This is a genomic window from Mycobacterium palustre, assembly GCF_002101785.1.
Lineage (GTDB): Bacteria > Actinomycetota > Actinomycetes > Mycobacteriales > Mycobacteriaceae > Mycobacterium > Mycobacterium palustre.
Map to the genome: position 1 here is coordinate 42,615 of NZ_LQPJ01000147.1, position 15,937 is coordinate 58,551.

The window sequence follows — 15,937 nt, forward strand, 5'->3', positions numbered from 1 at the left end:
ACCGTGGTCTTAGCCTGAGCCCCCTTTGTTTGGCTCAGCTGCTAGTTGCGCTCGTGAGATCCGGACAGATCGTTCGCCGGCCTAAACCACAAAATGTTGCGGCGAACTGGCCGGTGTTACCGGTTCCCGTGAGTCGCACGAGGTGCTGGAAGGATGCATCTTGGCAGATTCCCGCCAGAGCAAGACGGATCGCCCGCAAAGTCCCAACAACTCCGTGCCAGGAGCACCTAACCGAGTTTCATTCGCCAAGCTCCGTGAACCGCTCGAGGTTCCGGGGCTTCTTGACGTGCAGACCGACTCGTTTGAGTGGCTGATCGGCTCGCCGCGCTGGCGCGAGGCGGCCGTCGCACGCGGAGACGTCAACCCGGTGGGCGGCCTGGAAGAGGTGCTCTACGAGCTCTCGCCGATCGAGGACTTCTCGGGCTCGATGTCGCTGTCTTTCTCCGACCCCCGCTTCGACGAGGTCAAGGCGCCGGTCGACGAGTGCAAAGACAAGGACATGACCTACGCGGCCCCGCTGTTCGTCACGGCCGAGTTCATCAACAACAACACCGGCGAGATCAAGAGCCAGACGGTGTTCATGGGCGACTTCCCGATGATGACCGAAAAGGGCACCTTCATCATCAACGGGACCGAGCGCGTCGTCGTCAGCCAGCTGGTGCGCTCGCCCGGGGTGTACTTCGACGAGACCATCGACAAGTCCACCGAGAAGACGCTGCACAGCGTCAAGGTGATCCCCAGCCGCGGCGCGTGGCTGGAATTCGACGTCGACAAGCGCGACACCGTCGGCGTGCGCATCGACCGCAAGCGCCGCCAGCCGGTGACCGTGCTGCTCAAGGCCCTGGGCTGGACCAACGAGCAGATCACCGAGCGGTTCGGCTTCTCCGAGATCATGATGTCGACCCTGGAGAAGGACAACACCGCCGGCACCGACGAGGCGCTGCTGGACATCTACCGCAAGCTGCGCCCGGGCGAGCCGCCCACCAAGGAGTCCGCGCAGACCCTGCTGGAGAACCTGTTCTTCAAGGAGAAGCGCTACGACCTGGCCCGGGTGGGCCGCTACAAGGTCAACAAGAAGCTGGGCCTGCACGCCGGCGAGCCGATCACGAGCTCGACGCTGACCGAAGAGGACGTCGTCGCCACCATCGAGTACCTGGTGCGCCTGCACGAGGGCCAGCCCACGATGACCGTCCCGGGCGGCGTCGAGGTCCCGGTGGAGACCGACGACATCGACCACTTCGGCAACCGCCGGCTGCGCACGGTGGGCGAGCTGATCCAGAACCAGATCCGGGTCGGCATGTCGCGCATGGAGCGCGTGGTCCGCGAGCGGATGACCACCCAGGACGTCGAGGCCATCACGCCGCAGACGCTGATCAACATCCGGCCCGTGGTCGCCGCGATCAAGGAGTTCTTCGGCACCAGCCAGCTCTCGCAGTTCATGGACCAGAACAACCCGCTGTCGGGCCTGACCCACAAGCGCCGGCTGTCGGCGCTGGGCCCGGGCGGTCTGTCGCGTGAGCGCGCCGGGCTGGAGGTCCGCGACGTGCACCCGAGCCACTACGGCCGGATGTGCCCGATCGAGACGCCGGAGGGTCCGAACATCGGCCTGATCGGTTCGCTGTCGGTGTACGCACGGGTCAACCCGTTCGGGTTCATCGAGACGCCGTACCGCAAGGTCGTCGACGGGGTGGTCACCGACGAGATCGTCTACCTGACCGCCGACGAGGAGGACCGCCACGTCGTGGCGCAGGCCAACTCGCCGATCGACGAGAACGGCCGATTCGTCGAGCCGCGCGTCCTGGTGCGCCGCAAGGCCGGCGAGGTCGAGTACGTGCCCTCCTCCGAGGTGGACTACATGGACGTCTCGCCGCGCCAGATGGTGTCGGTGGCCACGGCCATGATCCCGTTCCTCGAGCACGACGACGCCAACCGTGCCCTGATGGGCGCCAACATGCAGCGCCAGGCGGTCCCGCTGGTGCGCAGCGAGGCGCCGCTGGTGGGCACCGGCATGGAGCTGCGCGCCGCGATCGACGCCGGCGACGTCGTCGTCGCGGACAAGTCCGGGGTGATCGAGGAGGTCTCGGCCGACTACATCACCGTGATGGCCGACGACGGCACCCGGCACACCTACCGGATGCGCAAGTTCGCCCGGTCCAACCACGGCACCTGCGCCAACCAGTCGCCGATCGTCGACGCGGGCGACCGGGTCGAGGCCGGCCAGGTGATCGCCGACGGTCCCTGCACCCAGAACGGCGAGATGGCGCTGGGCAAGAACCTGCTCGTGGCGATCATGCCGTGGGAGGGCCACAACTACGAGGACGCGATCATCCTCTCCAACCGCCTGGTCGAGGAGGACGTGCTCACCTCGATCCACATCGAGGAGCACGAGATCGACGCCCGCGACACCAAGCTGGGCGCCGAGGAGATCACCCGGGACATCCCGAACGTCTCCGACGAGGTGCTGGCCGACCTGGACGAGCGGGGCATCGTGCGCATCGGCGCCGAGGTGCGCGACGGCGACATCCTGGTCGGCAAGGTCACCCCGAAGGGTGAGACCGAGCTGACCCCGGAGGAGCGGCTGCTGCGCGCGATCTTCGGCGAGAAGGCCCGCGAGGTCCGCGACACCTCGCTGAAGGTGCCACACGGCGAGTCCGGCAAGGTCATCGGCATCCGGGTGTTCTCCCGCGAGGACGACGACGAGCTGCCGGCGGGCGTCAACGAGCTGGTCCGCGTGTACGTGGCCCAGAAGCGCAAGATCTCCGACGGTGACAAGCTGGCCGGCCGGCACGGCAACAAGGGCGTCATCGGCAAGATCCTGCCGGTCGAGGACATGCCGTTCCTGCCGGACGGCACCCCGGTGGACATCATCCTGAACACGCACGGCGTGCCGCGACGGATGAACATCGGCCAGATCCTGGAGACCCACCTCGGGTGGGTGGCCAAGTCCGGGTGGAAGGTCGACACGGAGGGCGGGGTGCCCGACTGGGCGTCCAAGCTGCCCGAGGAACTGCTGCACGCGGAGCCCAACGCCATCGTCTCGACGCCGGTGTTCGACGGCGCCCAGGAGGCCGAGCTGCAGGGCCTGCTGTCGGCCACGCTGCCCAACCGCGACGGCGACGTGCTCGTCGACGGCGACGGCAAGGCGGTGCTGTTCGACGGGCGCAGCGGTGAGCCGTTCCCGTACCCGGTGACCGTCGGCTACATGTACATCATGAAGCTGCACCACCTGGTGGACGACAAGATCCACGCCCGCTCCACCGGCCCGTACTCGATGATCACCCAGCAGCCGCTGGGTGGTAAGGCGCAGTTCGGTGGCCAGCGGTTCGGTGAGATGGAGTGCTGGGCCATGCAGGCCTACGGCGCGGCGTACACGCTGCAGGAGCTGTTGACCATCAAGTCCGACGACACCGTCGGCCGGGTCAAGGTGTACGAGGCGATCGTCAAGGGCGAGAACATCCCCGAGCCGGGCATCCCCGAGTCGTTCAAGGTGCTGCTCAAGGAGCTGCAGTCGCTGTGCCTCAACGTCGAGGTGCTGTCCAGTGACGGTGCGGCGATCGAGCTGCGCGAGGGCGAGGACGAGGACCTGGAGCGCGCCGCGGCGAACTTGGGAATCAACCTGTCCCGCAACGAATCCGCCTCGGTCGAGGACCTGGCTTAGTCAACGTTTTTTAGTTATCTAAACCCGCAAGGGGAAAGGGAGTTACGTGCTCGACGTCAACTTCTTCGATGAACTCCGCATCGGCCTGGCCACCGCGGAGGACATCAGGCAATGGTCTTACGGCGAGGTCAAGAAGCCGGAGACGATCAACTACCGCACACTCAAGCCCGAGAAGGACGGCCTGTTCTGCGAGAAGATCTTCGGACCGACTCGCGACTGGGAGTGCTACTGCGGCAAGTACAAGCGCGTCCGCTTCAAGGGCATCATCTGTGAGCGATGCGGCGTCGAGGTGACCCGCGCCAAGGTGCGCCGCGAGCGGATGGGCCACATCGAGCTGGCCGCGCCCGTCACGCACATCTGGTACTTCAAGGGCGTGCCGTCGCGGCTGGGATACCTGCTCGACCTGGCGCCCAAGGACCTCGAGAAGATCATCTACTTCGCCGCCTACGTGATCACCTCGGTCGACGAGGAGATGCGGCACAACGAGCTGTCGACGCTCGAGGCCGAGATGATGGTGGAGCGCAAGAGCGTCGAGGACCAGCGCGACGCCGAGCTGGAGGCCCGCGCCCAGAAGCTGGAGGCCGACCTGGCCGAGCTGGAGGCCGAGGGTGCGAAAGCCGATGCGCGGCGCAAGGTTCGGGACGGCGGCGAGCGCGAGATGCGTCAGATCCGCGACCGGGCGCAGCGCGAGCTGGACCGGCTCGAGGACATCTGGAACACCTTCACCAAGCTGGCCCCCAAGCAGCTGATCGTCGATGAGAACCTTTACCGTGAGCTCGTCGACCGCTACGGCGAGTACTTCACCGGCGCGATGGGCGCGGAGTCGATCCAGAAGCTGATCGAAAACTTCGACATCGACGCCGAGGCCGAGTCGCTGCGCGAGGTTATCCGAAACGGTAAGGGCCAGAAGAAGCTTCGCGCGCTGAAGCGGCTCAAGGTGGTCGCCGCCTTCCAGCAGTCGGGCAACTCGCCGATGGGCATGGTGCTCGACGCGGTGCCGGTTATCCCGCCGGAGCTGCGCCCGATGGTGCAGCTCGACGGCGGCCGGTTCGCCACCAGCGACCTCAACGACCTGTACCGCCGGGTGATCAACCGCAACAACCGGCTCAAGAGGCTGATCGATCTGGGCGCGCCCGAGATCATCGTCAACAACGAGAAGCGCATGCTGCAGGAGTCGGTGGACGCGCTGTTCGACAACGGCCGCCGCGGCCGCCCGGTCACCGGGCCGGGCAACCGCCCGCTGAAGTCGCTGTCGGATCTGCTGAAGGGCAAGCAGGGCCGGTTCCGCCAGAACCTGCTCGGTAAGCGCGTCGACTACTCGGGCCGTTCGGTCATCGTGGTCGGCCCGCAGCTCAAGCTGCACCAGTGCGGCCTGCCCAAGCTGATGGCGCTGGAGCTGTTCAAGCCGTTCGTGATGAAGCGGCTGGTCGACCTGAACCACGCGCAGAACATCAAGAGCGCCAAGCGCATGGTGGAGCGGCAGCGTCCGCAGGTGTGGGACGTCCTCGAAGAGGTCATCGCCGAGCACCCGGTGCTGCTCAACCGCGCACCCACCCTGCACCGGCTGGGCATCCAGGCGTTCGAGCCGATGCTGGTGGAGGGCAAGGCGATTCAGCTACACCCGTTGGTGTGTGAGGCGTTTAACGCCGACTTCGACGGTGACCAGATGGCCGTGCACCTGCCGCTGAGCGCCGAGGCGCAGGCCGAGGCCCGCATCCTGATGCTGTCTTCCAACAACATCCTGTCGCCGGCCTCCGGCCGCCCGCTGGCCATGCCGCGACTGGACATGGTGACCGGGTTGTACTACCTGACCACCGAGGTCGAAGGCGACAAGGGCGAATTCCGGCCCGCGACAAAGGATCGGCCGGAGGTCGGGGTGTACTCCTCACCGGCCGAGGCGATCATGGCCGCCGATCGCGGTGTGCTGTCGGTGCGCGCCAAGATCAAGGTCCGGTTGTCGCAGCTGCGTCCGCCGGCCGAGATCGAGGCCGAGCTGTTCGGCGCCAACGGCTGGCAGCCGGGGGATGCCTGGATGGCCGAGACGACGCTGGGCCGGGTGTTGTTCAACGAGCTGCTGCCGCTTGGGTATCCGTTCGTGAACAAGCAGATGCACAAGAAGGTGCAGGCCGCGATCATCAACGACCTGGCCGAGCGCTACCCGATGATCGTGGTCGCGCAGACCGTCGACAAGCTCAAGGACGCCGGCTTCTACTGGGCGACCCGCAGCGGCGTCACGGTCTCCATGGCCGACGTGCTGGTGCCGCCGCGCAAGAAGGAAATCCTCGACCATTACGAGGAGCGCGCCGAGAAGGTCGAAAAGCAGTTTCAGCGTGGTGCTTTGAACCACGACGAGCGCAACGAGGCGTTGGTCGAGATCTGGAAGGAAGCCACCGACGAGGTCGGCCAGGCGCTGCGGGAGCACTACCCGGCCGACAACCCGATCATCACGATCGTCGACTCGGGTGCCACGGGTAACTTCACCCAGACCCGGACGCTGGCCGGCATGAAGGGCCTGGTGACCAACCCCAAGGGCGAGTTCATCCCGCGTCCGGTGAAGTCGTCGTTCCGCGAGGGCCTGACGGTGCTGGAGTACTTCATCAACACCCACGGCGCGCGAAAGGGCTTGGCGGACACCGCGTTGCGCACCGCCGACTCGGGTTATTTGACCCGTCGTCTGGTGGACGTGAGCCAGGACGTCATCGTCCGCGAGGCGGACTGCGGCACCGAGCGCGGCATCGTCGTGGAGCTGGCCGAGCGCCAGCCCGACGGCAGCCTGATCCGCGACCCGTACATCGAAACCTCGGCGTACGCGCGGACTTTGGGCACCGACGCGGTCGACGAGGCCGGCAACGTCGTCGTCGCGCGCGGCCAGGACCTGGGCGACCCGGAGATCGACGCCCTGCTGGCGGCGGGCATCACGACGGTCAAGGTGCGCTCGGTGCTGACGTGCGCCACCGGCACCGGCGTGTGCGCCACGTGCTACGGGCGTTCGATGGCCACCGGCAAGCTGGTCGACATCGGGGAGGCGGTCGGCATCGTCGCGGCGCAGTCCATCGGTGAGCCGGGCACGCAGCTGACGATGCGTACCTTCCACCAGGGTGGTGTCGGTGAGGACATCACCGGCGGTCTGCCGCGCGTGCAGGAGCTGTTCGAGGCCCGCGTCCCGCGCGGCAAGGCCCCGATCGCCGACGTCACCGGGCGCGTGCGCCTCGAGGACGGGGAGCGCTTCTACAAGATCACCATCGTTCCCGACGACGGGGGCGAGGAGGTCGTGTACGACAAGCTCTCCAAGCGCCAGCGCCTACGGGTCTTCAAGCACGAGGACGGCTCCGAGCGGGTGCTGTCCGACGGCGACCACGTCGAGGTGGGCCAGCAGCTGATGGAAGGCTCGGCCGACCCGCACGAGGTGCTGCGCGTGCAGGGCCCCCGCGAGGTGCAGATCCACCTGGTCCGCGAGGTGCAGGAGGTGTACCGCGCCCAGGGTGTGTCGATCCACGACAAGCACATCGAGGTAATCGTTCGCCAGATGCTGCGCCGCGTCACCATCATCGACTCGGGCTCGACGGAGTTCCTGCCCGGCTCGCTGATCGACCGCGCGGAGTTCGAGGCGGAGAACCGTCGCGTGGTGGCCGAGGGCGGCGAGCCCGCCGCCGGCCGCCCGGTGCTGATGGGCATCACGAAGGCGAGCCTCGCCACCGACTCGTGGCTGAGTGCGGCGTCGTTCCAGGAGACCACGCGGGTGCTGACCGATGCGGCGATCAACTGCCGCAGCGACAAGCTCAACGGTCTGAAGGAGAACGTGATCATCGGAAAGCTGATCCCAGCCGGCACCGGCATCAACCGGTACCGCAACATCCAGGTGCAGCCCACCGAGGAGGCCCGGGCCGCGGCGTACACGATCCCGTCCTACGAGGATCACTACTACAGCCCGGACTTCGGCCAGGCCACCGGAGCCGCGGTTCCGCTGGACGACTACGGCTACAGCGACTATCGGTAGTCCGACGCTGTGAAAAGCCCCGGGCCTCAACGAAAGAGGCCCGGGGCTTTTTCGTGGGTGGCTTGCTTCTCGGCGTGATTTTGCGTGTGGACCGTACTGGCTGTACGCGATTGCGCCGGAAGTGTTTTCGCCGTGTCTGGGCCCGATGCCGAAGCGCTGATCCGTACCTGGGCCGAGTATGCGGCGCCGCTGCCCGACGACGCCCGCGAAGACATGGAGCGGAACTTGTACCCGCGAATCCGCAGCACTACCGGCCGCTATCAATTGCCGGACTTACGTTCCGTCGCCCAGCACGAGTGGGGTAGCTCTGTGGGCTCACTGACGGGGTTCTTCGAGTACGTCTTGGTCGACCGCCGCGCCGGCAGCGTGGCGCTGGCCGTTGCCAGCGATGACTAGGCGATGCCTCGGCCTTCGATGAGCGCGGCGATAAAGCCCTGTTGCACAGTCTCGCTGAGCTGGGGGATGTCGCCGGTTAGTCGAGCCCGACAAGCGGTCTCGACGAATAGGCTGTGCACGATCAAGCGGCTCGCGTGCGGCTGTTCCGACCGGTCATATAGTGGCTCTGCTGGACCCACACGCTTCGGTTATTGACGAGCGCGGCGCCGCTACTGCGGATCGCGGCCGCCCATCGTATCCGAGGAACGGGGAGCACCTTCATGACGGTGCCGACGGAGTTGAGGCCGCGCAGCATGCGATCGGCATTGTGAACACGTCGGAGAAGACCGGCCAGCCGGTGTAGCCGAACACGCCAACGGTTTCGGCGGCATCCCACTCCCCGTTACCCAGTGATCCAGACACCGCAATCCGCGCGACCCGCGGTTCCGGGCGGTCGGGGAGCTCGAGCCGTTGCCAGCCCGCCGGGATGCTCAACCGCTCCAGCCATGCCGGCAAGTCGGTGGCGGATAAGGCAACCACATCCTCGATGTCTTCGTCCTCCATCAGCACATCGACGAGTGAGGACGCTGGCGGGGGCTGCCAGCGCTGTGACGGATATAAAGCGCTCATGGCACGGCCGCCTCACCACCCCGTGCCCCTCCGGAGAGGATCGTCCACACCAAAACTCCGCCAACGACGACCCAACCGAACACCGCCTTACCTCCCTCACTGAGATCGTGGCCGATCTCCGGCAGCCACGATTGGCCGCCCGAGGCTGGCGGCCCAGCCGCGAGCGCATATCGCGAGGGGTAGCTTCCTAAGATCGCACGGTCATAAACGACGGGCTTCACGGTTTTCGATCTGCTGTTCCCGAGCGTATTCGATGAGTTCAGTGAGTAACGTTGCAAAACCTTCTTGTGATTGCGGGTCTTGTAATACCGGTATATTTCGGGGCAAATCGTCGGCGAGGATATCAACCAGCTGCGCATTCTCGGGATCGCGCAGGTCCAGCATTGGAATATTGTTTTCGATGAGTTCGGATAGTTTCTTCTTCGTCGATGCGTCGGGGGCATGGTTGGCAAGATAGTCGAACACATAAAAAGTTGCCCACGAACTGGCGGCCCAGTTGTGCTTTGAAAAGAAAATGTCGCCGGCCATGTCAGTTGTCTCCTACGATAAATACGTTTGGGTTTCGCAATCCTTCAACGAAGCTACGGACAATTGAACGCTGCGCCGCGGTGAATTGTGAAACATCGACGGGAACGTAAATCGCTTTGGTCAGGTGATCACGTATCTTTTCTTGCAAGTGTGGCCATTGCGCATCGAAAAATTGCGCCGGGGTTGACCCAGTCGAATCCGGGGTGGACGCTTCGCACCAGATCGACTCCTCTTTCGGCCTCAACCCGTAACCCGGTCTCGGCTTCGCTCATTCGGAATCCTCCGTTTGCGGGATCCCTGCCAAGGTCATGAGCATGAGGAGTCGTCAGGTCGAACGGAGAGGGCTGCGGTGCAGCGGGATTCGGGTGTCCTGGTTGTTGCTCTGGTGCAGGTTGTGCCCAATCGGGCACGAGGCGTGTTCCTTGCGCGGGGAGCGTCTCGGCTTTGCCTAGCTTCGCCTCCAGTCCGGCCTTTCTCGCATTGAGTTCCTCGGCTTCTCTGTTATAGGCAGCCACCGCACCGGCGTCGTTTGTCGGAGGCAGCCAAGAATTGTGATCCCGGATTTCCGTCTTCAACCGCTCGTAAGCTGAGCGCGCCTGATCAGGTGTCATCCCCGTCGGGTCGCTCGGGGGTTTAGGGCTTGCCGGGTCTTGCTTGAACGTGTGGTTGTCGACCGCTCGAATTTTCGATTGCGGGGGCTGACTAATCGTGCTCGGGGTGCTCGGGGTGTTCCGGAACGCCTCGCCAATGCCGGCGACGGCTGCGGTGACTTTCCCGGCGACTTGCTGGTCCAACGCGACCAGTTGTGCGGCGCGCTGGCGGATATCGGCGGCGAGGGCTTGTGCCTGGGCTTGGCGAGCGGCGCGTTCGGCCGCTGATCCCCCGGTAGAGCGGTCGATCACCGACATCTCTTCATCGACGTCGAAGCCCGCCGCGTTGGCATCCTGCACCGCGTATCGCACCCGCGATCGTGCCGCATAAAGGTCGGAGGCTCCGCTGCGGGCGACTTTCGCCGCGGCCTGCAGTTTGTCGACGACGGCGCTGGTGGTGAGCATGTCGGCGTGCGTCGCGGTGCGCAACGCCTCGGCGCTCTCGCCGTGCCAATCCGCTGACAGCGCGTCGCGCCAAACTCGGTGAGCCACGTCGTAGCTGCGCGCGCCGACAGATTCCCAGTGGTCGGCCGCCTCGGTGAGATGTCCGGTCGGCCAGACGACCAGCTGCGAAAGGCTCGGAATGCCAGCAACCGCCGACATCGCTACGCGCCGGTCACCCGAGGCGTCAGCGCCGCCATCGCGTTCGCCGCATCGGCTTCGTTGGCTCGGTAACCGACGTCGGCCTCACCGACGTGGGTCGCGTGGGTTTCAACCCGGGTGGCCAGCGCCGCCGTGAACCCGGATACCTCGGTATGCGCGGCGGTCACCGCGGCGGCGCTGGCCTGGCACGAGAAGCCGGGCCCCGTGGAGACCTCCGTCCGGGTCAGTTCGTTGACGGAAACCGCCCACCGGCCGGCCATGCCCTGCAAGCCAGCGGCATCGACACGCAGCAGCTGCATGGAAAAAGTCTATTCGGGCGTGCCCGCGGTAAAAGTCACCCACGCAGTTGGCGTCACATCGGCCTCAGCCGTATCGCCGCGAGCCGGCGGTGCACCTGCGAAGCCGCTAGCGCATTCGGAGTCGGCAACCCTCACTAGACTGGCTTGCGTGCTCATCGGTTCGCACGTCCATTCGGACGACCCCCTGGCCGCCGCCCAGGCAGACGGCGCCGACGCGGTGCAGTTCTTCCTGGGCAACCCGCAGAGCTGGAAAAAGCCCAAGCCCCGCGACGACGCCGAGACGCTGAAGGCGTCCGCGATCCCGCTGTACGTGCACGCCCCGTACCTGATCAACGTGGCGTCGGCCAACAACCGCATCCGCATCCCGTCGCGCAAGATCCTGCAGGATACCTGCGACGCGGCCGCGGCGATCAACGCGACGGCGGTGATCGTGCACGGCGGCCACGCCGACGACAACGACATGGAGGCCGGCTTCGAGCGGTGGGCCAAGGCGCTGGATTACCTGGAAACCGACGTGCAGGTGTACCTGGAGAACACCGCGGGCGGCGACCATGCGATGGCCCGCCACTTCGACACCATCGGCAGGCTGTGGGATCGCATCGGCGACAAGGGAATAGGCTTTTGCCTCGACACCTGCCACGCGTGGGCGGCGGGCGAGGAGCTGGTCGACGCGGTGGACCGGATCAAGGCGCTGACCGGGCGCATCGACCTGGTGCACTGCAACGACTCGCGGGACGCCGCGGGCTCGGGCGCCGACCGGCACGCCAACTTCGGCACCGGCCAGATCGACCCCGACCTACTCGTCACGGTGGTCAAGGCCGCCGACGCGCCGGTCATCTGCGAGACGGCCGACGCGGGCCGCAAGGACGACATCGCATTCCTGCGGGAAAACGCCGGCTGAGCCGCGGCCCGTGCCCGGTCGGCTTGCAACGCTTTTGGGGTTGGCCCTCCTGATCGCCGGTTGCGCGCCGACCCCGCCGTCGGGGTTTGTGACCGGCACCAGCGTGCACCACATCAAAGTCGGCGCCCTCGACCGCAGCTATCGGCTGTACAAGCCCGCGGGCGTACCGGCCGCGGCCCCGCTGGTCGTGATGATGCACGGAGTGTCGGGCAGCGCGAAAGAGGCCGAAAAGGATTACAAATGGGACGAATTGGCCGACTCCGGCAAGTTCGTCGTCGCCTACCCCGACGGCCTGGACAAGGCCTGGAACGTCGACGGCGAAACCTGCTGCGGGCGGTCCGGCCGGGACGGCGTCGACGACGTGGGCTTCATCCGCGCGGCGGTGGCCGACATCGCCGAAAACGTCGGCATCGACCCCGCCAAGGTCTACGCCACCGGGATGAGCAACGGCGGCATCATGTCCTACACGCTCGCGTGCACCACCGAGATCTTCGCCGCGATCGGCCCGGTCGCGGGCACCCAGCTGAACCGGTGCGCGGCCCCGCACCCGATGTCGGTCATGCACATACACGGCACCGCCGATCCGCTCGTGCCCTACGGCGGCGGGCCGGGCTACAGCGTCATCAACGGCCCGCCCGTTCCGGACGTGAACGCGTTCTGGCGCAACGTCGATCGCTGCCTTCCCCCGTCCGCCACCACCGACGGCCCGGTCACCACCTCGAGCGCGGGCTGTGCCGACAACCGCGGGGTCGTGCTCGTCACGATCGACCAGGGCGGCCACGAGTGGCCGGACTTCGCGACCCGATTGTTGTGGGACTTCTTCGCCGCGCACCCGCGCTGACGCCGCCCGTTACACCTATTGTGCGATTGTCGGAAAAGTGTAACATGGTGGCATGCCAGACACCCATGTCGTGACCAATCAGGTCCCGCCGCTCGAGAACTTCAACCCCGCCAGCTCCGCCGTGCTCGTCGAGGCCCTGATCCGCGAGGGCGGCCAGTGGGGCCTGGAAGAGGTCAACGACGTTGGGGCGCTTGCCGGCGGCGCCGAGGCGCAGCGGTGGGGCGAGCTCGCCGACCGCAACCGGCCCGTCCTGCACACCCACGACCGCTACGGCCACCGCGTCGACGAGGTGGAGTACGACCCGGCCTACCACCAGCTGATGCGCGCGGCGATCGGCCACGGCCTGCACGCGGCGCCGTGGGCCGACGAGCGGCCCGGCGCTCACGTGGTGCGGGCGGCCAAGATGTCGGTCTGGAACGTCGAGCCGGGGCACACCTGCCCGGTTTCGATGACCTACGCCGTCGTTCCGGCGCTGCGCTACAACCCCGAACTGGCGGCGGTCTACGAGCCCCTGCTCACCAGCCGCGAATACGATCCCGAAGTCAAGCCGGCCACCGCCAAGCGCGGCATCACCGCCGGCATGTCGATGACCGAGAAGCAGGGCGGCTCCGACGTGCGCGCCGGCACCACCCAGGCCACCCCCAACGCCGACGGCACTTACAGCCTGACCGGGCACAAGTGGTTCACCTCGGCCCCGATGGGCGACATCTTCCTGGTGCTGGCGCAGGCGCCCGGCGGGCTGTCGTGCTTCCTGCTGCCGCGCGTGCTGCCCGACGGCACCCGCAACCGAATGTTGTTGCAGCGCCTCAAGGACAAGCTCGGCAACCATGCCAACGCCTCCAGCGAGGTGGAGTACGACGGCGCCACCGCCTGGCTGGTGGGCGAGGAGGGCCGCGGCGTGCGGACCATCATCGAGATGGTCAACCTCACCCGGCTGGACTGCACGCTGGGCAGCGCCACCAGCATGCGCACCGGCCTGACGATGGCCATCCACCACGCCCAACACCGAAAGGCCTTTGGCGCCTACCTGATTGACCAGCCGCTGATGCGCAACGTGCTGGCCGACCTGGCCGTGGAGGCCGAGGCCGCCACGATCGTGGCGATGCGGATGGCCGGCGCCACCGACAGGGCGGTGCGCGGCGACGAGACCGAGGCACTGCTGCGCCGTATCGGCCTGGCCGCCAGCAAGTACTGGGTGTGCAAGCGCGCCACCCCGCACGCCGCCGAGGCGCTGGAATGCCTGGGCGGCAACGGATATGTCGAGGATTCCGGGATGCCCAGGCTGTTCCGGGAGGCGCCGCTGATGGGCATCTGGGAGGGCTCGGGCAATGTCAGCGCGCTGGACACGTTGCGCGCCATGGCGACTCGGCCCGAATGCGTCGAGGTGCTGTTCGCCGAACTGGCCGAGAGCGCCGGTCAGGACCCGCGGCTCGGCGGCCACGTCGAGCGGCTGCGGCGCGACCTCGCCGACACCGAAACCATTCAGTATCGGGCCCGCAAGGTCGCCGAGGACATCTGCCTGGCGCTGCAGGGCTCGCTGCTGGTGCGCCACGGGCACCCCGCGGTCGCCGAGGCGTTCCTGACGACCCGGCTCGACGGCCGGTGGGGCGGTGCGTTCGGCACCATGCCGACCGGGCTGGACCTGACCCCCATCTTGGAGCGCTCGCTGGTAAAGGGCTGAGCCGCAACATGACTCACGCGATCAGGCCCGTGGACTTCGACAACCTGAAAACGATGACCTACGAGGTCACCGACCGGGTCGCGCGGATCACGTTCAACCGCCCGGAAAAGGGCAACGCGATCGTCGCCGACACCCCGCTGGAGCTGTCGGCGCTGGTCGAGCGCGCCGACCTGGACCCGGCGGTGCACGTCATCCTGGTGTCGGGCCGCGGCGCGGGCTTCTGCGCGGGCTTCGATTTGAGCGCCTATGCCGACGGCACCGGCTCGGCCGGCGGCACCGGGGCTTACGCAGGCACCGTGCTCGACGGCAAGACGCAGGCGGTCAACCACCTGCCGAACCAGCCGTGGGACCCGATGATCGACTACCAGATGATGAGCCGCTTCGTGCGCGGATTCTCCAGCCTGATGCACGCCGACAAGCCGACGGTGGTCAAGATCCACGGCTACTGCGTGGCCGGCGGCACCGACATCGCGCTGCACGCCGACCAGGTGATCGCGGCCGCGGACGCCAAGATCGGCTACCCGCCCACCCGCGTGTGGGGCGTGCCGGCGGCGGGGCTGTGGGCGCACCGGCTCGGCGATCAGCGCGCCAAACGCCTGCTGCTGACCGGGGATTGCATCACCGGCGCGCAGGCCGCCGAGTGGGGCCTGGCCGTCGAGGCTCCAGATCCCGAGGACCTCGACGAGCGCACCGAGCGGCTGGTGCAGCGGATCGCCGCGGTGCCGGTCAACCAGCTGATCATGGTCAAGCTCGCGCTGAATTCCGCTCTGCTGCAACAGGGTGTGGCCACCAGCAGGATGGTCAGCACCGTCTTCGACGGCGTCGCCCGGCACACCCCCGAGGGGCACGCCTTCGTCGCCGACGCGGTCGAGCACGGCTTCCGCGAGGCCGTGCGGCACCGCGACGAGCCCTTCGGCGACCACGGCCGCCGCGCGTCGCAGGTGTGAGCGGGCGCAGGACATGGCGAACATGACGGCCCGGTCGGTGGTGCTTAGCGTGCTGCTCGGTGCCCACCCGGCGTGGGCGACGGCCAGCGAATTGATCGCCCTGACAACCGATTTCGGCATCAAGGAGTCGACGCTGCGGGTAGCGCTGACCCGCATGGTGGCCGCGGGCGACCTGATCCGCTCGGCCGACGGCTACCGGCTCTCGGATCGGTTGCTGGCCCGCCAGCGCCGCCAGGACGACGCGATCGACCCGCGGACCCGGGCGTGGCACGGCGACTGGGTGGTGCTGATCGTCACCAGCGTGGGCACCGACGCCCGCACCCGGGCGGCGCTGCGAAACAGCCTGTACGACAAGCGCTTCGGCGAGCTGCGGGAGGGGGTGTGGATGCGGCCCGACAACCTCGACATCGATCTGGGGTCCGACGTCGCCGCCCGGGTGCGGGTGCTCAAGGCGCGCGACGACGCGCCGGTCGAACTGGCCGGCCAGCTGTGGGACCTGCCGGCGTGGGCGGCAACCGGTCACCGGCTGCTCGACGAGCTGACCCGAAAAGATCAAGCCGCCGACGTTCCCGGCCGGTTCGTGGCGGCCGCGGCGACGGTGCGCCACCTGCTCACCGACCCCATGCTGCCCGCCGGGCTGCTGCCCGCCGACTGGCCCGGCGCACGGCTGCGCGCCGCGTATCACGCTTTCGCCACCGAACTGCTGCAACGACGCGACGCGGTGGCGCGCAAGGACGGGACGCAACTCTTGGAGGCTCCCTAATGCGTTTGTCAAGCCGCGTTGGTGCTGCCGGCCGGGTTGTAGGGCTGTCGGGTGCGCAACATGG

General features: G+C 67.2%; 13 protein-coding genes. 8 read left to right on the plus strand and 5 right to left on the minus strand.

The features are described from left to right. The first annotated feature begins 160 nt into the window (after positions 1-160). The 3 genes from rpoB to AWC19_RS26710 all read left to right on the plus strand — a co-directional run bounded on the left by rpoB (position 161) and on the right by AWC19_RS26710 (position 8,051). Positions 161-3,658 carry a DNA-directed RNA polymerase subunit beta gene (gene rpoB / locus AWC19_RS26700; RefSeq protein WP_142281434.1) on the plus strand — a complete coding sequence of 1,166 codons (3,498 nt, stop codon included), beginning with the start codon at positions 161-163 and terminating at the stop codon, positions 3,656-3,658. Between the two features lie 46 nt (positions 3,659-3,704). Beyond that, entirely contained in the window at positions 3,705-7,655 is a 3,951-nt protein-coding gene (locus AWC19_RS26705) for a DNA-directed RNA polymerase subunit beta' (protein WP_085081086.1), read from the plus strand. Between the two features lie 132 nt (positions 7,656-7,787). Further along, a complete protein-coding gene (locus tag AWC19_RS26710) occupies positions 7,788-8,051 on the plus strand; it encodes a hypothetical protein (protein ID WP_085081087.1) in 264 nt (87 codons plus the stop codon). A 258-nt stretch (positions 8,052-8,309) separates the two neighbouring features. Here AWC19_RS26710 and AWC19_RS26715 read toward each other — a convergent pair whose 3' ends face one another. The 5 genes from AWC19_RS26715 to AWC19_RS26730 form a co-directional block, all read right to left on the minus strand. Beyond that, on the minus strand, positions 8,310-8,600 hold the full coding sequence (locus AWC19_RS26715; RefSeq protein WP_085081088.1) for a hypothetical protein: 291 nt from the start codon (positions 8,598-8,600) through the stop codon (positions 8,310-8,312). Positions 8,601-8,861: 261 nt separating this feature from the next. Further along, complete coding sequence (locus tag AWC19_RS26720; RefSeq protein ID WP_085081089.1) at positions 8,862-9,188, minus strand: hypothetical protein; 327 nt, start codon at positions 9,186-9,188, stop codon at positions 8,862-8,864. Between the two features lies 1 nt (position 9,189). Further along, positions 9,190-9,432 (minus strand): hypothetical protein, encoded by a 243-nt coding sequence (locus AWC19_RS31700; protein ID WP_158090942.1) that lies wholly within the window; start codon positions 9,430-9,432, stop codon positions 9,190-9,192. Continuing rightward, positions 9,317-10,441, minus strand: a complete 1,125-nt coding sequence (locus AWC19_RS26725; RefSeq protein WP_245849365.1) for a hypothetical protein — start codon at positions 10,439-10,441, stop codon at positions 9,317-9,319. Before AWC19_RS26725 ends, AWC19_RS31700 begins: the two co-directional genes overlap by 116 nt. A 2-nt stretch (positions 10,442-10,443) precedes the next feature. Next, positions 10,444-10,740: a hypothetical protein gene (locus AWC19_RS26730; protein ID WP_085081090.1), complete on the minus strand. Its 297-nt coding sequence runs from the start codon at positions 10,738-10,740 to the stop codon at positions 10,444-10,446. Between the two features lie 148 nt (positions 10,741-10,888). Here AWC19_RS26730 and AWC19_RS26735 point away from each other — a divergent pair, with 148 nt between their 5' ends. The 5 genes from AWC19_RS26735 to AWC19_RS26755 are packed head-to-tail and all read left to right on the plus strand — an operon-like array spanning position 10,889 to position 15,873. Beyond that, positions 10,889-11,641: a deoxyribonuclease IV gene (locus tag AWC19_RS26735; protein ID WP_085081091.1), complete on the plus strand. Its 753-nt coding sequence runs from the start codon at positions 10,889-10,891 to the stop codon at positions 11,639-11,641. Positions 11,642-11,651: 10 nt separating this feature from the next. Then, positions 11,652-12,482 (plus strand): extracellular catalytic domain type 1 short-chain-length polyhydroxyalkanoate depolymerase, encoded by an 831-nt coding sequence (locus AWC19_RS26740; protein ID WP_085081092.1) that lies wholly within the window; start codon positions 11,652-11,654, stop codon positions 12,480-12,482. Between the two features lie 52 nt (positions 12,483-12,534). After that, positions 12,535-14,163, plus strand: coding sequence for an acyl-CoA dehydrogenase family protein (locus AWC19_RS26745; protein WP_085081093.1), 1,629 nt, complete (start codon positions 12,535-12,537; stop codon positions 14,161-14,163). Positions 14,164-14,171: 8 nt separating this feature from the next. Then, positions 14,172-15,110 carry a crotonase/enoyl-CoA hydratase family protein gene (locus tag AWC19_RS26750; RefSeq protein WP_085081094.1) on the plus strand — a complete coding sequence of 313 codons (939 nt, stop codon included), beginning with the start codon at positions 14,172-14,174 and terminating at the stop codon, positions 15,108-15,110. Between the two features lie 13 nt (positions 15,111-15,123). Then, positions 15,124-15,873 carry a PaaX family transcriptional regulator C-terminal domain-containing protein gene (locus tag AWC19_RS26755; protein WP_085081095.1) on the plus strand — a complete coding sequence of 250 codons (750 nt, stop codon included), beginning with the start codon at positions 15,124-15,126 and terminating at the stop codon, positions 15,871-15,873. Positions 15,874-15,937: the final 64 nt, after the last annotated feature.